At 65.5% G+C, this 19,093-nt stretch carries 24 protein-coding genes and 2 pseudogenes; 15 read left to right on the top strand and 11 right to left on the bottom strand.

The window, feature by feature from the left end; translation table 11 throughout:
* Nucleotides 1–50 precede the first annotated feature (50 nt).
* Nucleotides 51–1,724 carry a CHASE domain-containing protein gene (locus LRS09_RS09020; protein WP_308240290.1) on the top strand — a complete coding sequence of 558 codons (1,674 nt, stop codon included), beginning with the start codon at nucleotides 51–53 and terminating at the stop codon, nucleotides 1,722–1,724.
* Here LRS09_RS09020 and LRS09_RS09015 read toward each other — a convergent pair.
* The 6 genes from LRS09_RS09015 to LRS09_RS08990 form a co-directional block, all read right to left on the bottom strand.
* Nucleotides 1,718–1,981 carry a glycine zipper domain-containing protein gene (locus LRS09_RS09015; RefSeq protein ID WP_257805415.1) on the bottom strand — a complete coding sequence of 88 codons (264 nt, stop codon included), beginning with the start codon at nucleotides 1,979–1,981 and terminating at the stop codon, nucleotides 1,718–1,720. The two genes, LRS09_RS09020 and LRS09_RS09015, sit on opposite strands and share 7 nt — an antisense overlap.
* A 153-nt stretch (nucleotides 1,982–2,134) precedes the next feature.
* On the bottom strand, nucleotides 2,135–2,446 hold the full coding sequence (locus LRS09_RS09010) for a hypothetical protein (RefSeq protein ID WP_257805414.1): 312 nt from the start codon (nucleotides 2,444–2,446) through the stop codon (nucleotides 2,135–2,137).
* Nucleotides 2,447–2,558: 112 nt separating this feature from the next.
* On the bottom strand, nucleotides 2,559–2,729 hold the full coding sequence (locus LRS09_RS09005; protein ID WP_257805413.1) for a hypothetical protein: 171 nt from the start codon (nucleotides 2,727–2,729) through the stop codon (nucleotides 2,559–2,561).
* Nucleotides 2,730–2,851: 122 nt separating this feature from the next.
* Nucleotides 2,852–3,862, bottom strand: a complete 1,011-nt coding sequence (locus LRS09_RS09000; RefSeq protein ID WP_257805412.1) for a sensor histidine kinase — start codon at nucleotides 3,860–3,862, stop codon at nucleotides 2,852–2,854.
* A 212-nt stretch (nucleotides 3,863–4,074) separates the two neighbouring features.
* On the bottom strand, nucleotides 4,075–4,242 hold the full coding sequence (locus LRS09_RS08995; RefSeq protein ID WP_257805411.1) for a DUF1328 domain-containing protein: 168 nt from the start codon (nucleotides 4,240–4,242) through the stop codon (nucleotides 4,075–4,077).
* A 122-nt stretch (nucleotides 4,243–4,364) separates the two neighbouring features.
* Nucleotides 4,365–5,159 (bottom strand): response regulator, encoded by a 795-nt coding sequence (locus LRS09_RS08990; protein ID WP_257805410.1) that lies wholly within the window; start codon nucleotides 5,157–5,159, stop codon nucleotides 4,365–4,367.
* Between the two features lie 213 nt (nucleotides 5,160–5,372).
* Between LRS09_RS08990 and LRS09_RS08985 the strand changes: the two genes are divergently transcribed.
* Together LRS09_RS08985 and LRS09_RS08980 are read left to right on the top strand one after the other, a co-directional pair.
* Nucleotides 5,373–5,567 carry a NepR family anti-sigma factor gene (locus tag LRS09_RS08985; protein ID WP_257805409.1) on the top strand — a complete coding sequence of 65 codons (195 nt, stop codon included), beginning with the start codon at nucleotides 5,373–5,375 and terminating at the stop codon, nucleotides 5,565–5,567.
* Nucleotides 5,568–5,572: 5 nt separating this feature from the next.
* The gene (locus LRS09_RS08980; RefSeq protein ID WP_085467241.1) at nucleotides 5,573–6,118 is read left to right on the top strand and encodes a sigma-70 family RNA polymerase sigma factor; all 546 of its coding nucleotides are present in this window, start codon (nucleotides 5,573–5,575) and stop codon (nucleotides 6,116–6,118) included.
* 17 nt (nucleotides 6,119–6,135) lie between these two features.
* Here LRS09_RS08980 and LRS09_RS08975 read toward each other — a convergent pair whose 3' ends face one another.
* Nucleotides 6,136–6,534 carry a response regulator gene (locus tag LRS09_RS08975; RefSeq protein ID WP_257805408.1) on the bottom strand — a complete coding sequence of 133 codons (399 nt, stop codon included), beginning with the start codon at nucleotides 6,532–6,534 and terminating at the stop codon, nucleotides 6,136–6,138.
* Between the two features lie 110 nt (nucleotides 6,535–6,644).
* On the opposite strand from LRS09_RS08975, the gene LRS09_RS08970 reads away from it, so the two are divergent.
* The 4 genes from LRS09_RS08970 to LRS09_RS08955 all read left to right on the top strand — a co-directional run bounded on the left by LRS09_RS08970 (nucleotide 6,645) and on the right by LRS09_RS08955 (nucleotide 8,623).
* Nucleotides 6,645–7,400, top strand: a complete 756-nt coding sequence (locus tag LRS09_RS08970; protein ID WP_257805407.1) for a Crp/Fnr family transcriptional regulator — start codon at nucleotides 6,645–6,647, stop codon at nucleotides 7,398–7,400.
* A 108-nt stretch (nucleotides 7,401–7,508) separates the two neighbouring features.
* Nucleotides 7,509–7,862 (top strand): YqjD family protein, encoded by a 354-nt coding sequence (locus LRS09_RS08965; protein ID WP_257805406.1) that lies wholly within the window; start codon nucleotides 7,509–7,511, stop codon nucleotides 7,860–7,862.
* Nucleotides 7,863–7,959: 97 nt separating this feature from the next.
* Nucleotides 7,960–8,340, top strand: a complete 381-nt coding sequence (locus LRS09_RS08960) for a hypothetical protein (RefSeq protein WP_257805405.1) — start codon at nucleotides 7,960–7,962, stop codon at nucleotides 8,338–8,340.
* Nucleotides 8,341–8,425: 85 nt separating this feature from the next.
* Nucleotides 8,426–8,623: a hypothetical protein gene (locus LRS09_RS08955; protein ID WP_257805404.1), complete on the top strand. Its 198-nt coding sequence runs from the start codon at nucleotides 8,426–8,428 to the stop codon at nucleotides 8,621–8,623.
* Between the two features lie 2 nt (nucleotides 8,624–8,625).
* Here the strand turns inward: LRS09_RS08955 and LRS09_RS08950 are convergent, their stop codons facing one another.
* Nucleotides 8,626–9,525: a diacylglycerol kinase family protein gene (locus tag LRS09_RS08950; RefSeq protein ID WP_257805403.1), complete on the bottom strand. Its 900-nt coding sequence runs from the start codon at nucleotides 9,523–9,525 to the stop codon at nucleotides 8,626–8,628.
* Nucleotides 9,526–9,787: 262 nt separating this feature from the next.
* Here LRS09_RS08950 and LRS09_RS08945 point away from each other — a divergent pair, with 262 nt between their 5' ends.
* A complete protein-coding gene (locus tag LRS09_RS08945; protein ID WP_257805402.1) occupies nucleotides 9,788–10,768 on the top strand; it encodes a PRC-barrel domain-containing protein in 981 nt (326 codons plus the stop codon).
* 53 nt (nucleotides 10,769–10,821) lie between these two features.
* On the opposite strand, the pseudogene LRS09_RS08940 reads toward LRS09_RS08945, so the two are convergent.
* Nucleotides 10,822–12,368: pseudogene (locus tag LRS09_RS08940) on the bottom strand (alkaline phosphatase family protein).
* 67 nt (nucleotides 12,369–12,435) lie between these two features.
* Here LRS09_RS08940 and LRS09_RS08935 point away from each other — a divergent pair.
* The 5 genes from LRS09_RS08935 (at nucleotide 12,436) to LRS09_RS08915 (ending at nucleotide 15,089) form a co-directional block, all read left to right on the top strand.
* Nucleotides 12,436–12,741, top strand: coding sequence for a hypothetical protein (locus LRS09_RS08935; protein ID WP_257805401.1), 306 nt, complete (start codon nucleotides 12,436–12,438; stop codon nucleotides 12,739–12,741).
* A 157-nt stretch (nucleotides 12,742–12,898) separates the two neighbouring features.
* Nucleotides 12,899–13,831, top strand: coding sequence for a VOC family protein (locus LRS09_RS08930; RefSeq protein ID WP_257805400.1), 933 nt, complete (start codon nucleotides 12,899–12,901; stop codon nucleotides 13,829–13,831).
* A 2-nt stretch (nucleotides 13,832–13,833) separates the two neighbouring features.
* Nucleotides 13,834–14,445 (top strand): alpha/beta hydrolase, encoded by a 612-nt coding sequence (locus LRS09_RS08925; protein ID WP_257805399.1) that lies wholly within the window; start codon nucleotides 13,834–13,836, stop codon nucleotides 14,443–14,445.
* On the top strand, nucleotides 14,445–14,744 hold the full coding sequence (locus LRS09_RS08920; protein ID WP_257810160.1) for a GNAT family N-acetyltransferase: 300 nt from the start codon (nucleotides 14,445–14,447) through the stop codon (nucleotides 14,742–14,744). Before LRS09_RS08925 ends, LRS09_RS08920 begins: the two co-directional genes overlap by 1 nt.
* 45 nt (nucleotides 14,745–14,789) lie before the next feature.
* Nucleotides 14,790–15,089 carry a GNAT family N-acetyltransferase gene (locus tag LRS09_RS08915; RefSeq protein ID WP_257805398.1) on the top strand — a complete coding sequence of 100 codons (300 nt, stop codon included), beginning with the start codon at nucleotides 14,790–14,792 and terminating at the stop codon, nucleotides 15,087–15,089.
* 6 nt (nucleotides 15,090–15,095) lie between these two features.
* Here the strand turns inward: LRS09_RS08915 and LRS09_RS08910 are convergent, their stop codons facing one another.
* A complete protein-coding gene (locus LRS09_RS08910; RefSeq protein ID WP_257805397.1) occupies nucleotides 15,096–15,452 on the bottom strand; it encodes a cell division protein ZapA in 357 nt (118 codons plus the stop codon).
* 12 nt (nucleotides 15,453–15,464) lie between these two features.
* Nucleotides 15,465–15,737 carry a DUF4164 domain-containing protein gene (locus LRS09_RS08905; protein WP_257805396.1) on the bottom strand — a complete coding sequence of 91 codons (273 nt, stop codon included), beginning with the start codon at nucleotides 15,735–15,737 and terminating at the stop codon, nucleotides 15,465–15,467.
* A 235-nt stretch (nucleotides 15,738–15,972) separates the two neighbouring features.
* Here LRS09_RS08905 and tkt point away from each other — a divergent pair.
* A pseudogene (tkt, locus tag LRS09_RS08900) lies at nucleotides 15,973–17,968 on the top strand (transketolase).
* 51 nt (nucleotides 17,969–18,019) lie between these two features.
* The gene (gene gap / locus LRS09_RS08895) at nucleotides 18,020–19,030 is read left to right on the top strand and encodes a type I glyceraldehyde-3-phosphate dehydrogenase (protein WP_257805395.1); all 1,011 of its coding nucleotides are present in this window, start codon (nucleotides 18,020–18,022) and stop codon (nucleotides 19,028–19,030) included.
* The last annotated feature ends 63 nt before the right edge of the window (nucleotides 19,031–19,093 follow it).

Below are 19,093 nucleotides of genomic sequence, written 5' to 3'. Positions count from 1 at the left end.
GATCCATCCGATAAGAGTCGTCCGCGATTTGCGGGATTCTGGTGGAGCGAGTGAAACGGATATTCCCGGCGGTCGTGTTCGTGTCGGTCGCGACTGCAAGCCTCGCCATGGCAGGCTATGCCTATGTCGCGGCGACCGATGCGGCGCACATCAAGTTCGAAGGCACGGCCGACGACGCAGTCAGCCGCATCGAGACGCGGCTCGAGCTGCATCTGTCGCTGCTCAGGGCGACACTCGCCCTTTACAAGACGGGAAACGGCTCCGTCAGTCGCGATGCACTTCGATCGTTCGTTTCAGCTCTCGACATCAAGGACCGCTATGCAGGTATTCGGGGGCTTGGCTACGTGCGGCTTCTGCGCGGAGGGGCCGAACGGGCGGCAGAGGATGATCTCGCCCGCAACTACGGCAGAGAGATGCAGGTCTGGCCCCTAGAGGGCGGCGGCCAGCGCGCAATCGTGACCCTTCTGGAACCGCTGGACGAAGGCAATCGTAAGGTGCTCGGATTCGACATGATGAGCGAGCCGAAGCGCCGCGCGGCGATGACACGGGCGATGGAAACTGGCGAGGCGCGCGTGACGGGGCCTGTCTCGCTCATTCAGGACGAGGGGAGTTCGAAGCAGGCCGGCTTCCTGGTCTACCTCCCGCTCGTTCTCGGCGTGCCTGACACGGCAAGCGTTGGGCAGCGCGCCGCTGCCACCGCCGGCTTCGTCTATGCCCCGTTCCGCGCTGGAGAACTGTTCAGCGTGGCGCTGGCAAAAACCCCGCTCCTGCCGCTCGCAATCGAAGTCTATGAGGGCGAGCCCAAGACTGAGACGCTGATCTACCGGTCCCAGACTCCCCCGGACCGCTCGATGGGCACATTCCGGACAAGCCGGCAGATCGAGTTTGCCGGCCGCAAATGGCTGCTCCGGTTCGAGCCGACATCCGCCTTCGTCTGGCCGTCCTCGCGCACGGCCGCCATTGCGCTCGGCCTCTTTGGCCTGGCGCTTGCCACCGCGCTCGCCTATGTCGTGCGCTCCGGCGAGAAGGCCTTCGATGCGGTGCGCGCGCTCAACGAGGCGGGCGAGAAGGCGCTGCAGGAGAAGGATCTGCTGCTGCAGGAGATGAAGCACCGGATCAAGAACTCGCTCGCCCGCGTGCTTGCGATCGCCCGCCAGACGGCGTCGGGTGCGAAGACGGTCGACGAATTTTCCGCCTCGTTCAGCGCGCGCCTGCAGGCGATGTCGGCCTCGCAGGACATGCTGACCCGCTCGCGCTGGCAAAAGGCGGACCTGCGCGAACTCCTGCTTACCGAGGTGGAGCAGGTGCTGGGCAACGGCATGGATGCCGACCGGCTGACTGGCCCGCAGGTCGAGATCGACGAGGCGACCACCCAGGCGCTCGGCCTGACGTTCCACGAGCTGGCCACCAACGCGCTCAAATACGGCGCGGCCGGCACCGGCAAGGGCACAGTGGCGGTGACGTGGAGCCTGACAAGGGACGGTTTGCGCCTGTTCTGGCGCGAGCGCGGCGGTGGCAAGGTGGAGCCGCCCGAGCGCAAGGGCTTCGGCACGCGGCTGATCGACGCCAACATCGGCGTGAGCTCGGCGGCTCGATCGAACGAAGCTATCCCGACGACGGGATCGACATCGAGATCTTCATCCCGCTCAAGCGCTGAGGCGCCCGTACATGGAGAAGGGGCCGCGCTGCCGCGGCCCCTTCGCTTCTGCGTCGCAGATCAGTAGTAGCCGGCCGGGCAGGCGGCGATGTAGATGCGGCCGCGACGGTCGCGGTAACGGCACTCGCCGCGGCGTGTGGCCTGGCCCAGCAGAACGCCTGCCGCGCCACCAATGACAGCACCTGCCAGCGCGCCTCCGGCGCGGCCTGTCGCGAGGCCGCCGACAGCCGCGCCGACAACGGCGCCGCCGGCCGCATCCTGCTCGGCCGTGGTGCAGCCGGCGATCGCCCCTGCCGCCACTAGGGCGATGATGATCTTCTTCATTGCGCTCTCTCCTTCAGAAACGACCCGCCCGAATGTTTCCTACACGCGATGCGAGCAAAAATCCGGCGGACTGCCGGAATATCTAGACCGGGAGGAATATGCATTGAAACGTAACAGTTCAGTTTCGCCTCGCCCCGATCCAATCTCGGTTGATCATTCGTGAAGGGTCTTCCCCTTCACGGATGCCACGTTCATGGAGACGGCCTCGACCGAGGCGCGCAAGGCGCCGTCGGGAGTCACGTCCCAAACCAGTTCGGCGTCTCCCTCCTCGAGGGCCGGATCAACGAATACACAGGTTCCCATCACCCGCGGCCGCAGATGTTCGAGCCGCCCGAGGACTGCCGGCAGCTCCGTATCGCATTCCACCGACGTCTCGTAGACGGTGACCGGCGACGGCAGTTCCTCGCACTGCTTCATATCCTGCGAACACCCGACGATCAGCAACAGCGCAGCAATGTGTTCCATGGCCGAATCCTTTCGGCCCTGGAACGTTCTTCCGTTTTATTTGGTTCCATTTCTGGCGGAATTGCGAAGAGTCCGGTTCGAGGGCCATTGGTCCTTCCCCGGCAAGCAGGCGCTATGCCAGGTAGGCAAGCGCAAGAATGGCGGCGACCGCGGCGGCGGCCGCTATGATCGCGACACGGCGCACCGCATAGGGCGCCCTGGAGACCGGCGGACGTTCCTCGACGAGGAAGCTACCCATCGCGAGACGCGCGGCATCCTCCAGATGGTGTATCCTCGTGTTCACGCCCTGCTCCTCTCGAACCGAATTCGCCAGCGTAAACGGCCTCCTCCCCAGCCGGTTCCCGATTCCCGAAGCGAACCATCGCACATTCTGGTTGAGGCGCGATTAAGATGTCGGCTCACATTCTAGTCGAGGTGGAAACTGTCGGCCGGGAGCACCAGCCGGTAGACGAGCTGGCCTGCGCCCGTCGACAGGCTGGCTGTACTGTTGAGCGAGGAGGGCACCACCCGCTCCAGCGCCACTGTGCCGAAGCGCTTACGCTCCAGGCCGGCGTCGGGCCGGCTGAGCGGCTCGCTCCAGAGAAGCTCCATCTCTCCGTCCGGCAGGAGGCGCACCTCGATCTTCACCCGGCCTTCGGGCGAGGAAAGCGCGCCGTAGCTTACCGAGTTGACGGCGAGCTCGTGCAATGCCAGCCCGACATGAAGCGCTGCGTTCGGGTTGAGATACGGATTCTCGCCGGTGACCACCAGATTGCGCGACGGCTCGGCGCAATAGCGCGCGACCTGGCCGGCCACGAGCTGCAGAAGGTCAGCCCCGCGCCAGTTGGACGAGGTCACGAGGTCCTGCGAGGACGAGAGCGACTGCAGCCGCCCGCGGAAGCGGGTCAGAAACTGCTCGATGGTATCGGTATAGCGGCCGGTCTGTGCCGCGATGCTCTGGATGATGGCGAGCAGGTTCTTCGAGCGGTGGCTTACTTCCCGCAAAAGGATGCGCAGTGTCTGCTCGCGCTGCCGCTGCTCGGTGATTTCCGTCGCGGTCGTCACCACGCCGACCACGGTGCCCTCATTATTCCTCAGTGGATCGAGCCATATCTCGAACCAGCTCAGCCCCTCCGGGCCGGAGACTCCGATCTCGGTGTGGCGCCGCTCGCTTCCGGCCAGCACCTCCCTCTTGAGGCCGGTCAGCTCCTCGGCGACCGCGTCGGAGAAGATGTCGGCGTCCCTGCGGCCGGCAAGCTTGCCCGCTCCCCACTTGGCGGGTGCGTTCTCGCTCCAGAGATAGGCAAGCGAGGTGTCCTGCGCGAGGATCGCGACATTGGCGTTGGCGAGTGCGCGGATGAGGCTCGCCTGGTCGGCTTGATTGGGAGGGGCGTGCGAAGTCGGCGATGAACGCCCGCTCTTCCCCGCTTCACTCATTGTGCCGCCGCCCTGCTGGTTCCGTCTGGGAAAACTGTTCACCGCGCGCAAAGTTCCCTGGCTCCGCCGCTGGAACGGCGTGTGCGCTCGAGAGACAGCCAAAAAGCCGCCGGACCGCGACCCCGAGGGCCCGCGATCCGGCTTCGGCTCCGGGAAGCCGCTGAGGGGGATTTATTGGCTCCCGGAACGGGTCGCCTTGCGGTAGTCGCGCCCTAGCTCGCGCGGCGCACCAAGCCGGCGATGAGCGAGATCGCAAGGAATGCAAGGAAGACAAAGAACAGGATCTGCGCGACGCCCGCAGATGCCCCCGCGATCCCCCCAAAGCCCAACGCACCAGCGATGATGGCGACGACGAGGAAAACGACGGTCCAGTACAGCATCCTACTCTCCTGAAATCTGCAGGCCGATGGCTCCACGGGAGCGCATCTCCCGTGTTCTGGCAAAATTGTGGCCGATCAGCCCGGCGACGATAAAACAACGCGCGACCGCGCGTTTTGTTCCGTCACGCAGCGGCTTTCGCCTGGCGGTCGAAGAACAAGGCCTGGCTGATCAGGGCCTTCACCATCTCCGGGTTGAACGGCTTGGTGACCAGGAAAGCCGGCTCCGGACGCTCACCGGTCAACAGCCGCTCGGGAAAGGCGGTGATGAAGATCACCGGCACGGCGGTCGAGGACAGGATCTCGTTGACGGCGTCGATGCCCGAGCTGCCATCGGCGAGCTGGATGTCGGCGAGCACCATCTTGGGCTGCGTCTTCTGGAAGAGGCCGACGGCCTCCTTGTGGGTGCGCGCGGTGCCCACGACGCGGTGGCCGAGGCTTTCCACCATCTCCTCGATGTCCATGGCGATCAGCGGCTCGTCCTCGATGATGAGGATGTCGGTCGCTACCTGCTTCGAAATCTCGCGCGAGGCCTCGGCGATCAGGTCGGTGAACTCTTCCTCGCTCACGTCGAGAATCTCGGCCGCCTGTTCGTCGCTGAAGCCTTCGACGGCTACAAGCACGAAGGCCTGACGCGGCAGCGGCGCAAGCGAGCCGAGATTGGCGGCGGCACGCCGTTCCCAGGCCTGGGCCGGCTGCTCGGCCGGCATGTGGGATGCAACGGAGGAAAACAGCTTGGCAAACACCTTGTAGAGCGCGACCCGGTCGCTGGAGGCTTTCGGGAAAATGCTTACATCGGCAATGATCGCCTCCAGCGCGGCGGCGACATGGGCATCGCCGCTCGACTGCGAACCGGACACGGCGCGCGCGAAGCGGCGCAGGAACGGCAGATGCGGGGCGATGCTTGCAGAAAGGCTCATTTATGACGTCTCCCTCAATGACGAGCTGCGCCGCAAAGAATAGGGGCGCATGTGTCGCTTAAACGGGCGTCGGCAAAAAAAGTTCCGGGCGAGGGAACTTTTTTCGCGTCGGTGCATTTCAGCCCGGACATTGCTGTCGGCGGGCCGCAATGCCGGCATACGCCATCAGGGACGGTGGGCGCTGCCGGTAAAGACAAAGGGCGAGTTCAAGGAATGACCAACAAGAAAAACACCTCCGAGCGGCAGACGGGCCTGCTTGGGAGCGCGGACGTCCTCGGCACCAATTCCGAAATCGGACGCAAGCTGCGTCAGTATTATGACGGTCTCGTGTCGGAAGAGGTTCCCGACCGGTTCGCACAGCTGCTGCAGCAACTCGACAAGGCAGAAACTGCCGGAAAGTCGGAGTGAGCCCGATGGCTGTGTCAGCGGACTTCAAGTCCGGACTGCTTGCATCGATCCCCAACCTGCGTGCCTTCGCGGTGTCGCTGACGCACAACACAGACCGGGCGGACGATCTGGTGCAGGAAACACTGGTAAAGGCCTGGGACAAGCACGAAAGCTTCCAGCCGGGAACCAACCTCAAGGCGTGGCTCTTCACCATCCTGCGCAACGAGTTCTATTCGCAGATGCGCAAGCGCGGCCGCGAGGTGCAGGATTCCGACGGGATCATGACCGGCCGCCTCGCGGTGCATCCGAGCCAGCAGGGCGCGCTCGACCTGGAGGATTTCCGCGGCGCGCTCGAAATGCTGCCGGAGGACCAGCGAGAGGCGATCATCCTGATCGGCGCCTCGGGGTTCTCTTACGAGGAGGCGGCGGAGATCTGCGGCTGCGCGGTGGGCACGATCAAGAGCCGGGTGAGCCGCGCCCGCGCCCGCCTGCAGGAGCAGCTCGGGATTTCCGGAGAGGGCGAGTTCGGTCCGGACTCGATTACCGTCCAGATCCTCAGCACTGCGGTGTGACCCGCCGGCATCCAGTCTCAGTCGAAGTCGAGCCGTTGGGGGACACGGTGCAGCGTATCCGCGAGAGCGTCGACCACTTCATTGCCCAAATAAGGCTTGGTGACGACGCGAACGCCGGGAAAGTTCTCCGACATCTCCTGCGAGTCGGCATAGCCGGTCGCGAAGATGAACGGCACCCCCGCTTCATGCAGGCCCCGCGCGAAATCGAGCGACGATATGAGGCCCAGCTTCAGGTCGATCACGGCCACGTCGAAGTCAAATGTTCCCGACGCCGTCGAACCGACCTCCTCGAGGGTGCGGCAGATCCTGACATCGGCCGCGCCGCTGTCGCGACAGGCCTGCTCGACCTCCATCGCAATGAGAAACTCGTCCTCGAGGACGAGAACCCTAAGGCCGTCGAGCGGCAGCTTGGTCAAAATGGCTTTCTCCGAAATGGCATTTCTGTACTGATCGCAGAAAAATTCCCCCCGCGTCATTTAACTTTGACATGTCGGCGAGCCTTGCGGAGCGAAAGGAAGATGGGTCCATGACGCCTGCGCCGGCCAGCTCGGCCAAGAAATATCCGTGCGAAAGATGCCCGCTGCGGCCGCTGGGAGTCTTTCGGGATTTCAAGCCCGCCGAACTGGCCTTCATCAGCAAGTTCAAGACCGGTGAACTGACGGTCGATCGCGGGGCCACGGTGCTCGTCGAAGGCAATCACAGCGCGCATCTCTATACCGCCCTGTCCGGCTGGGGATTTCGCTACAAGCTTCTTCCGGACGGGCGACGCCAGATCCTCAACTATGTCGTGCCCGGCGACCTGATCGGACTGCAAGGCAGCCTCACCGGCGAGATGCAGCACTCCGTCGAGGCGCTGTCGTCGATGATGCTGTGCGTCTTCGAGCGCGACCAGCTCTTCTCGCTCTATCGCAACCATCCGGGCCTCGCCTACGATCTCACCTGGCTCGCCGCGCGCGAGGAGCAGATGCTGGACGAGAACCTGCTCAGCGTCGGCCGCCGCAGCGCGCTGGAGCGCGCGGCGTATCTCATTGCCTTCCTTCACCAGCGGGCGCGGTCGGTGCAGGTTTACGGCACTGGAAAGGCGGAAATCCCCATTACGCAGCAGCACGTGGCCGACACGCTCGGCCTTTCCATCGTCCATACCAACAAGACGCTGAGGAAACTGATCGACCGACAAGCGATCCGTTGGTTCGATGGCGGCTGCGAGGTGCTCAACGAAGAAACGCTCTGCGGCATCGCGCGCTGGGAAGGGCTCGGCGACCAGCGCCGCCCGTTGATGTGAGGAATCCCGCTGGACTCGCGTCGTGAAAGGCATTTTGATGCCGGCAGGCCGGAGGAACTTCGCCGCCGGTCCCGCGTTTGGAACCACGCAAACGCAAAGGAGCCCGCCATGCCATCTTCCACAGCGAAAACTGAAAAGCCCGCCAACGGTTCCAGGACCGAAGCTCCGCAGCCGTCCGTCACGGAGATGGAGGCGCAGATCGAAACCCTGAAGGCGGAGATCGCAAAGCTGACGGCGCAGGTGCAGAGTTCGGGCGAGAAGTCGCTCGAGGCGCTGAAGTCCATCGCGCAGGAAGGCGTCACCCAGGTGCGGGCCAAGGGCGAGGCTGCGATGCAGGGGCTGAAGAGCGAGGCCGGCGACATCGAGGGCGAGATCGTCGCCCGGGTGCGCGAGAAGCCCGTCACCTCTCTCGCCATCGCCGCCGGCGTCGGCTTCCTCTTCGCATTGCTCACACGCCGCTGACGCCTTGGCCTATCCCGGAACGTCCATGCTCGCGGCGCTGATCCAATCTTTCGTTTCCGGAGAGACGTCGCGAGCGGCGAAGCGTGTCCGGCGCGCCATGATCGATTATATGATCGCGGGGATCTGCCTCGCGATCGGCATCGGCTTCCTGATCGCGGCCGCCTACATCTTCGTCGCCGAGCGGTATGGCCCGCTCTACACGGCGGTCGGGTTCGGACTTGGCTTTATTGCGCTGGCCGGCGTGGCGCTGATCGTGCACCGCATCCTTTCCGGCATCCAGGCAAAGCGCCGCGCTGAAGAAGCTCGGGCCGCCCAACTCCAGGCGCTTGCGGGGGCCACCGCTTTCGCGATTCTTCCTGCGCTTCTCAAGGGGCGGGGCGGGCTCCTGTCGCTGCTGACGCCGGTGGCCGCCATGGCCGCCTACGCGATCTACAAGGAAAACAGCGAGCGGGCGCGGGACGAGGATCCCGACACCTAACCCTCTCTGATTGTTCGACTACCGGCTGATTCCGGAACCGATCCGGGGCGGTACGCATTGGCATGCGACGATTGTGGAGCATGTCATGCGTAGATTGTTTTCAGCCCGCGACGCCCGCCAGGGCAAGCCGGGCTACCCTGTCCTCGTGATCCTGCTGGTCTCGCTGGCACTGGCCTGCGCGGTCTGGTTCGTCGTCGAGATGTACGGAACGTCGATCCAGACGCCGCAAACCGAGGCGACCCAGCCGGCGACCGGCGCGCCCCCTGCGCCGTCGGGAGGCTGACCTTACATGCGGGGCACGAGCACCCGCAGCGACTTCGGATGGATGCGAATGGTCGTCTCGTGCTCGATCGGTGAAAGCTCTCCGTCGATGACGCAGCGATGGCGCCTGTGCAGGCGGGTGAACTTCAGCACCACCTGCTTGCCGGTATGGATCTCGACATGCGCGTTGCGGTTCCAGCGCCCGACAAGCATGTGGAAAAGCGCCGACAGGAGCTGAGGCAGGCGTCGCGCCGTCGTGACGTAGACGCCGAGCGTCCCGCCGTCAGGATGGTCCGCATAGGGCAGGTGCCCCTCGCCGAACAGATTGTTGGTGACGCCGATGCCGGAGGCGCGGACGATGATCTCTGCGCCGTCGATGTCGATCGAGACCAGCATGGACGGCGGCCGGATCAGCGTGGCGAAGGCTGCCCTGACCGAGGCGCGCATCTTGCCGAGGCGCGAGGAGAACTTCATCTGGTCGCGGATCTTCACCAGCTTGGCGTGCAGGCCGACGGAATACTGGTGCACGAACGGCCTGCCATTGGCGGTCGCGACGTCGACTTCGCGGATCTCGCCGGTCGAGAAGGCCGCGAGCGCGGAATCGAGGTCGAGCGGCATGCCGAGCGAACGGGCGAACAGGTTCATCGTGCCGGCCGGCAGAACCGCGAGCGCCTTGCCGGTATCCATGACAACCGACGCCGCAGCCGAGATCGTGCCGTCTCCTCCGCCGGCCAGCACCACATCCACGTCAGAGGCGGCCACAGCCTCGCCGAGGGCAGCCATGAGATCGCGGCCTTCGACGATCCGCACGTCCACGGTGTGCCCGGCCTCGCCGAGGTGATCGCGCATTCGGGCCTCGAATGCGTCGAGGTCCATCGTGCGCAACGTTCCTCCGCCCCTGTTCAGCACGGCGATGAACCGCATGGTCTAGGCTCCGGACGTGTTGAGAGGGGGTAGTATAGCGGGGGCGCGCGGGAAAACGCGCCAATGACCGAAAAGTTCCGCGCTTTCTCCAGTAAAATCAATGCTCAAGGCTGCCGCCGCTTCCGTCTGCGTGGTGCACCTATATGGGAACCGGATCAGCAAGCCCGCGTTACCGGACTGTAGAGGCCGCGCCGGCCCTCACAGCGACGATCGGTAACGGCGCGGCCGTGCAAAGAAACCCCTGCACGAAGGAGAGAGTATCATGATCCGTAAGCTCTTGGCGACTACCGCCATTCTCACGATCGTTTCGACCGGCGCATTTGCCCAATCGAGCACCGAGCCCGCGCCCGCAACCCCGCCGGCGGCTACCGACGCTGCACCGGCCGCGCCGCTGGCGCCGGGCGTTGCCGTCGACCAGTCCCAGGTCTCGCCCGACGGGCAGATCGCTTCAAACCTCATTGGCGAAACCGTCTATAACAGCACCGCCGAAGACGCTCAGACGGTCGGCGACGTCAACGACCTCGTGATCTCGAAGGACGGCATGGTCGAAGCCATCGTGATCGGCGTCGGCGGCTTCCTCGGTATCGGCGAGAAGGACGTCGCGATCGACTACAAGACGATCGACTGGGCCGAGCGCGACGGCGACCGCTGGATCGTGATCGAGGCTACGGCCGACCAGCTGAAGGAGCTGCCGGCCTTCGACCGGAGCGCCTATGCGCCGGCCGCCGTTGCCTCCAACGACACGGCAGCTCCTCCGGCAACGACCCCGCCGGCGACCACTGCGCCGTCGACCGACATGACCCAGAACGACGCTACGAAGCCCGCCGGGCAGGACGCTATGACTAAGGCACCCGACGCGCAGGCGCCGGCTGCGACCGACAAGACCGAGACCGCCGCGATCGACCGTTCGACACTGAAGGAAGTGAATACGGCTGAGATCCGCTCCGAGGATCTGGTGGGCACCACCGTCTATGGCGCCAATGACGAGAACATCGGCGAGATCGGCGATGTCGTCCTGCAGGGCGAAAAGGTGGATGCCGTGATCATCGACGTCGGCGGCTTCCTCGGCATGGGCGAGAAGGAAGTGGCCGTCGGCATGGACAACCTGACCTTCATGGTCGACGAGGATGGCGACCATTACCTCTACACGACCTTCACCAAGGAGCAGCTGGACGCGGCGCCGACCTACGACGAGGCCAACTATGCGGCCAAGCGTGACGAAATGCGCGTCGTGCCCAACTAAGGCCCCCATCACTGCCTTTGCGGCCCGCCGGGAAACCGGCGGGCCGTTTTTCGTCAGAGATACCGTTTGCCGGCTACGCCACCCTCGGTCAGTTCCAGCAGGGCCAGCGACTGGTCGAGATGCGCCGCCCGCCACTCAAGCAGGCGCTCGGCCATTTCGAGGCGGGCGAAAGCGTAGGCCGGGTCGGCCGCGAGGTTGCGGGTCTCGCCGGGATCGTTGTCCAGATCGAACAGGACCGGCGGCAGCCCGCCGCCGAAATGGACATATTTCCAGCGCTCGCCGCGCACGACCGCCAGATTGCACTGGCGCGAGGAGAGGCCGAACTGCCTTTCCGCCTTGCCAGTGCCGACCGAGCGGAAGTCGAACTCCCAATGCGCGGCGTCGCGCCAGGTCTTCGGCGGCGTCCCGTCGAGGAAGGGCGCCAGCGACCGGCCGTCGAGGTGGGCAGGAACCGGCGCGCCGATCAGGTCAAGCAGCGTCGGCATGATGTCGACCGCCTCTGTGAAGGCGTCGACCCGGCGGCCGTGCGTCTTGCCGCGCCGCGGATCGCGGATCACCAGCGGCACGTGGTAGCTCTGGTCGAAGAAGCCGCCCTTTCCCATCGAGAAGTGGTCGCCCATCATCTCGGCATGGTCGGACATGAAGACGACAATTGTGTCGTCCCAGGCGCCGCTTGCGGCGATCGCATCGAAGATGCGGCCGAGCTGGCCGTCGACCTCGGAGATCATCCCCCAGTAGAGCGCGCGGATCTGCCGGATATCGTCCTCGCTCCAGTCGCGCACCTTGCCCTTCGCGCCCGGAATGAACTTCGTCTTCTTGAGCCGCTCCATCGCCCAGGCGGCGAAGGGATGGATGGCGGCCTCCGCCTCAGTATCCTTCGCGCGCTGCAGCGCCGGCCCATCCGACGGATCGTACATGGTGTTGAACGGCTCCGGCACGATGAATGGCGGGTGCGGGCTGATGAAGGAGAGGTGCGCGAACCAGGGCTCTTCCTGCTCGCCGAGCCAGCGGATGAATTCGCCGGCGATGAAGGCGGCGGGGGTCTCGTCCTTCGAGTAGACCGGCGGGGCGGGCGACACTTCGGGGGACCGTTTCGCCGGCTTATGGATCTCCGGGAAGCCGGCGTCGGTCTTGACGCCGCGCGCGGCGAGCCAGGACAGCCACGGCTTCTGGTGCTCGGGCAACAGCACGCGCGGCACGAAACCGGGCAGGATACCCTCATATGTCCGCAGCGCCGGGTCTGACGGATCGAGACCGCGCGGGTCGGGCGAGGTGTCGGTGTAGCCGAACAGGGTGGGCGTGTAGCCGGCGCGGCGGGCGGCGAGCCCGATCGTGTCGTGGCGCGCGTCCAGCGGCGTCCCGTTGCGACAGACGCGGTTGTTCATCTGGTAGAGGCCGGTATAGATGCACGCCCGGGCGGGGGAGCATGGCGCCGCACCCGCATAGTGGCGCGAGAACAGCAGCCCTCCTTTGCCAGCCGGTCGACATTCGGCGTGCGCACGACCGAATGGCCGGCGGCCGACAGGCTGTCGCCGCGCCACTGGTCGCAGGTGATGAACAGCACGTTCGGCCGCGCCGTCTGCTTCGTCTCGTTCTTCACGCTGCGCTCCTTCCCAACCGGGCCTTGCCATGCTCTGCTAGCAGCCTCATCCAACGGGGGAAAGAACATGGGCATCGGACGGCGGACACTTGTGCTGGGCATAGCGGGCATTGCATGGGCGACGGCGGCCCAAGCCGCGCTGCCGCCGCAGTTCCAGCGGGCGAAGGAACTGACCGCGGTGGTCGATGCGGCTGCTGGGGTGCTCGGGATACGCCCCATCGAGAGCGTCCAGCGGCTCGACATCGACCTCTACCGCGTCCAGACGGAGACCTGCGTGCTCGACGTGCGCATCGACGATCTTCCCACCCAGCCGGGTCTTGTCGGGCCACGCAAGTTCAAGGCGGTGCCCGGCGAGCCGGACTGCGCCCAGTAGCGGCGCCTGTGGGTGGCAGAACGGTGAACGACTTTATCTGATCGTTCACAAACATAGCACAGTCCTTGCTGTGACCGGTGGCTTTCCTTCTCTCCCTCGCGACCGACATATGGACGCGACGGGCGGCGCGGGCCGCCGAACACAAGGGAGCAAGACGATGCTCGATCAGATCAAGGGACTGCACCACGTTACGTCGATGGCGGCGAACGCCAACGAGAACAACCACTTTTTCACCAAGACGCTCGGCCTGCGCCGGGTCAAGAAGACCGTCAATTTCGACGCGCCCGACGTCTATCACCTCTACTATGGCGACGAGGTCGGCACGCCCGGCTCGGTGATGACCTATTTCCCCTTCCCGCACATCGCCAAGGGCCAGCCCGGCGTCGGCGAGGTCGGCACGACCGTCTTCTCCGTGCCCGAGGGTTCGCTCGGGTGGTGGCAGGAGCACCTCGCGAAGGAGAACGTGGCCGGCCTGGAGCCGGGCGAGTCCTTCGGCGAGAAGCGCCTTCTCTTCAAGGGGCCCGACAATGACGGCTTCGCGCTGGTCGAGCACACCGGCGACACGCGGGCTCCGTGGACGCAGGGCGGCGTGCCGGACGACTATGCCATCCGCGGCTTCCACTCGGCCTCGATGCGGCTGCGGGACGGCGGGGCGACGAGCGAGCTTCTGAAGTTCATGGGCTACAGCCAAGTCGACCAGTCGAAGAACATCACCCGTTTCGCCGTGCCGGAGGGCATGGGCGCGGACGTCATCGACATCGAGGCGTTGCCGGTCACGCCGTTTGCGCGGCAGGGCGCGGGCTCGGTGCACCATATCGCGTTCGCGGTGGAGAACCGGGCCAAGCAGCTCGAGGTGCGCAAGGCGCTGATGGATACGGGCTATCAGGTGACCCCGGTGATCGACCGCGACTATTTCTGGGCGATCTATTTCCGCACGCCGGGCGGCGTGCTGTTCGAGGTCGCCACCAACGAGCCGGGTTTCGACCGCGACGAGGACACCAAGCACCTCGGCGAGGCGCTCAAGCTGCCGAGGCAGCACGAGCACCTGCGGGCGATGCTCGAAGGCCACCTGCAGCCGATCGAGGACTGACCATGACCCAGAGCTACATCGAGAAGGTCCTGCCCGGGAAACCGGGCGGACCGCTCCTCTTCACCTTCCACGGCACCGGCGGCGACGAAAACCAGTTTCCCGCCTTCGGGCGGGACCTGCTGGCCGATGCGACGATCGTGTCGCCGCGCGGCGATGTCTCGGAATACGGTGCGGCACGCTTCTTTCGCCGCACGGGCGAGGGCGTCTATGACATGGACGACCTTGCGCGGGCGACGGCGAAGATGAAGGCCTATGCGGAGGCGCATGTCGCTGCGGCAAAGCCGTCGGCCGTCTACGGCCTCGGCTATTCCAACGGTGCGAACATCCTCGCCTCGACGCTCTTCGCCGCGCCGGGCCTGTTCGATGCCGTGGTGCTGATGCATCCGCTGATCCCGTTCGAGCCGCGCATCGACGGCGACCTCAAGGGCAGGCGGGTTCTCATCACCGCCGGCCGCCGCGACCCGATCTGCCCGCCGGTCTATACAAGCCGGCTGGAGGCCTGGTTGCGCGACGCTGGCGCGGATGTCATCCTCGAATGGCACGACGGCGCGCATGAGGTGCGTCCGAACGAAGTCGAGGCCGCGCGCCGTTTCCTCCAGCCAGTCGGAGCCTGATCATGTCCGAACTTCCCGAAATCAAGGTCGAGGAGACCGGCTCCAAGGGCCGCTATTTCATCCGTCTCGCCACCGGCGAGACGGCCGAGATGACCTATACGAAGATCGGCGAGCACCAGGTCATCATCGACCACACCGAGGTGCCGGACGCCTTCCGCGGGCAAGGCGCCGGGCTCAAGCTCGTCACCCGCGCGGTGGAGGACATCCGCAAGGCGGGCAAGACGATCATCCCGCTCTGCCCCTTCGCCGCGGCGCAGTTCCGCCGGCATCCGGAATGGGCCGACGTGCTGAAACATTGACGCCGCTTGTGCATTGACCCGGATGAGATGAACGGAGCCCGCAGTATGGACCACGACGCTTCCATCCGGTTCGAGACCACGCCGAAGGGTGGCCGCTACTTCGTCCCGATGCCCAACGGCGAGGATTCGCGGCTGACCTTCGTCAAGGTGTCTGACGACCACATCATCGCCGACCACACCTTCGTGCCGGTGCCCTATCGCGGCGACGGCATCGCCGAAGCGCTGGTCGAACGCCTGATCGCCGATGCGCGGGCCAACGGCTGGAAGATCACGCCGACCTGCTGGTTCGTGGCCGACGAGATCACGCGCCACGCGCCGGACTGGGACGATGTGCTGAAGCGGTGAGGCGTCTCACCCCTTGATCCGCTCCGCCAGTACTTCCATCCGCTCCGCCAGCCCCGCGAGCGCGCCGGTGAGGGCGGCGTCGTTCTTGTCGGCCTTGATCAACGCGTCGTCGCGGGTCTTGCGCAGCGTCTCGATCTCGGTCTCCATGCCCTTCACGCGGCGCTGCAGTTCGGAGAATTCGTCCATCACCATGATGCCGGCCATGACGGTTAGCCGGTGGTCGCCGATCTCGCCGAACGAGCCCTTGAGGTGGCCGACATAGCGGTCGAACCTGTTCGCGAGGTCGATCAGGTGCTCTTCCTGGCCCTCGTCGCAGGCCATCCGATACTGCTTGCCGTCGATGGTTACGGTGACTTGTGCCATCCGAGCCTCCCGCTACCTGTCCAGCACGGCGCGGATCGTCTCCATCGCCGTCACGAGCCGGCGCGAGACTTCCTTGTTGGCGCCTTCCAGCCGCTCCGCCCGCGCCTCGGAGGCGTCGAGCTCCTGGGCGAGGCGGGCGCGGTCGGTGTTCATGCGCTGCACCTCGGCCTCTGCCTCGGCATAATCCTGGTCCCGTTCCAGCCGCGCAGCCACCGCATCCTCCAGCGTGGCGATCGCCTTGCCGAGCCGGTTGATGACTTCCTTCAGGGTGACATCGCCGGTCATTGTTGAGCGTTCCAGCCGTCCCGACGCGCGAATCGCGCATTATTCGAACGAATTATCCTGTCAAGCTTAGGCGTCGGGCGAAGCGGGCGTCAACAAAGCGCGCCGGCTTTCCCCTGCTATCCGAGCGCTCCGCGCGTTGACAGGTGTCCGGCACCTGCTATGTGTCCCTCGCATTTTCCGGGGGGATGCGGCTGATGCGCGTCCGCCCCGGGCCTTCAAGGGCTCGAGGTACAAGATGACGTCACGTGAAAAGCACGACCGGATGGCGAACGCGATCCGCTTCCTGTCGATGGATGCGGTCGAAAAAGCCAACTCCGGCCATCCCGGCCTGCCTATGGGGGCGGCCGACATCGCCACCGTGCTGTTCACCAAGTATCTGACCTTCGACCCGGCCAACCCGCACTGGCCCGACCGCGACCGCTTCATCCTCTCGGCCGGCCACGGCTCGATGCTGCTCTACTCCCTCCTCTACCTGACCGGCTATGAGGACATCACGATCGACGAGATCAAGAACTTCCGCCAGCTCGGCTCGAAGACCGCCGGCCATCCCGAATACGGCCACGCCGCCGGCATCGAGACGACGACGGGCCCGCTCGGCCAGGGCCTCGCCAACTCGGTCGGCTTCGCGCTCGCCGAGCGCATCCTCAACGCCTCCTTCGGCAACGACCTCGTCGACCACTGGACATATGTGCTTGCCGGCGACGGCTGCCTGATGGAGGGCATCAGCCAGGAGGCAATCGCACTCGCCGGGCATCTCAAGCTCGGCAAGCTGGTCGTGTTCTGGGACAACAACAACATCTCGATCGACGGCCCGGTGTCGCTGTCGGATTCGACCGATCAGCTGGAGCGGTTCGAGGCGTCGGGCTGGCACACCATCGCCTGCGACGGCCACGACCCGGACGCGATCGCCCAGGCGATCGAGACCGCGCGGCATGATCCTCGCCCCAGCCTGATCGCCTGCAAGACGACGATCGGCTTCGGTGCGCCGAACAAGGCCGGCACCAACAAGGTGCACGGCTCGCCGCTCGGCAAGGAAGAGATCGAGGCCACCCGCAAGGCGCTCGGCTGGACGGCTGCTCCCTTCGAGGTGCCGTCCGACATCCTCGACGCCTGGCGGCTCGCAGGCCTGCGCTCGGTCAAGAAGCGCAAGGAGTGGGAGACCCGCCTTGCCGCGACCGACGCCGACAAGCGCTCCGAGTTCGAGCGTCGCATGCGCGGCGACCTGCCGGGCGGATTCGAGCCGGCGATGGCCGCCTACAAGCAGAAGCTCGCGGCCGACAAGCCGAAGGTCGCCACCCGCAAGTCGTCGGAGATGGCGCTGGAGGTGCTGAACGGCGCCGTGCCCGAGACGATCGGCGGCTCGGCGGACCTCACCGGCTCCAACAACACCAAGACCAGCCAGACCAAGCCGGTCACCCCGGCCGACTATTCCGGCCGCTACGTCTATTACGGCATCCGCGAGCACGGCATGGCGGCGGCCATGAACGGCATGGCGCTGCATGGCGGGCTGATTCCCTATTCGGGCACGTTCCTGGTGTTCTCCGACTACGCGCGGCCGGCGATGCGACTGGCCTCGCTGATGCACCAGCGCGTCGTCTTCGTGATGACGCACGATTCCATCGGCCTCGGCGAAGACGGCCCGACGCACCAGCCGGTGGAGCAGGTTGCGGCCCTGCGCGCCATCCCGAACCATCTCGTCTTCCGCCCGGCGGACGCGATGGAGACGGCGGAATGCTGGGAGATCGCGCTCAATTCGCGCACCGCGCCCTCCACGATCGCGCTGACCCGCCAGAACCTGCCGGCGGTGCGCAAGGAATATTCCGAGGAGAACCTGTCGGCCCGTGGCGCCTATGAGCTGGCGCAGGCGTCCGACGACGCGGTGGTGACGATCTTCGCCACCGGCTCCGAGGTCGAGATCGCGCTCGCCGCCCGCGACAAGCTGCAGGCGCACGGCCATCCGACCCGCGTCGTCTCGGTGCCCTGCTTCGAGCTGTTCGAGCAGCAGAGCAAGGACTACCAGGCCGCGATCATCGGCAATTCGAAGGTGAACATCGCCATCGAGGCCGGCATCCGCCAGGGCTGGGACCGCTTCATCGGCCGCGACGGCGTCTTCATCGGCATGCACGGCTTCGGCGCGAGCGGCCCGCTACGAGAAGCTCTACGAGCATTTCGGCATCACGGCGGACGCCGCCGCCGCTGCCGCCGAGAAGCTGCTTCATCCCACCAAGTAATCCGGCGGACGCCCCGCGCCCGCCTTTCCTTCCGCACTTCGGAGATCGAACATGACCGTCAGGGTAGCAGTCAACGGATTTGGCCGGATCGGCCGCAACATCGTCCGCGCCATCTATGAATCCGGCCGCAAGGACATCGACGTGGTGGCCGTCAACGACCTCGGCCCGGTTGAGACCAATGCGCACCTGCTCCGCTTCGACAGCGTCCACGGCCGCTTCCCGGGTGAAGTCTCGGTCAAAGGCGACGTCATCTCGATCGGCACCGATTCCTTCAAGGTCACCGCGATCAAGGACCCGTCGCAGCTTCCCTGGAAGGAACTCGGCATCGACATCGCTCTCGAATGCACCGGCATCTTCACCGCCCGTGACAAGGCTGCCGCGCACCTGACCGCCGGCGCCAAGCGCGTCATCGTCTCGGCGCCGTCGGACGGCGCCGACCTGACCGTCGTCTACGGCGTCAATCACGACAAGCTGTCGAAGGACCACATGGTCATCTCCAACGCGTCGTGCACCACCAACTGCCTGGCACCGGTGGCCCAGGTGCTGAACGACGCGATCGGCATCGAGAAGGGAATGATGACCACCATCCATTCCTACACCGGCGACCAGCCGACGCTCGACACAATGCACAAGGACCTCTACCGCGCCCGCGCCGCCGCGCTGTCGCAGATCCCGACCTCGACGGGCGCTGCCAAGGCCGTCGGCCTGGTGCTGCCGGAGCTCAAGGGCAAGCTGGACGGCATCTCGGTGCGTGTGCCGACCCCGAACGTCTCGCTGGTCGACCTCAAGTTCGTCGCCAAGAAGGCCACCTCGGTGGAGGAGGTCAACAACGCGCTGATCGCCGCTTCCGAAGGCAGGCTCAAGGGCATCCTCGGCGTGACGCGTCACCCGAACGTTTCGATCGACTTCAATCACGACCCGCATTCCTCGACGGTTGCACTCGACCAGACCAAGGTCATGGACGGCAACTTCGTTTCGGTGCTGTCCTGGTACGACAACGAGTGGGGCTTCTCGAACCGCATGGGCGACACGGCAGTGGCGCTGGGCAAGCTCATCGGCTGACACTCAGTTCCGTCTCATTTCCAGATGCCCGGCTCCGGCCGGGCATTTTCGTTCCGGACACCG

This window comes from Mesorhizobium sp. J428, assembly GCF_024699925.1.
GTDB lineage: Bacteria > Pseudomonadota > Alphaproteobacteria > Rhizobiales > Rhizobiaceae > Mesorhizobium_A.
The sequence above is the reverse complement of the archived record's forward strand: the minus strand, read 5'-3'. Positions and strand labels throughout refer to the sequence as shown.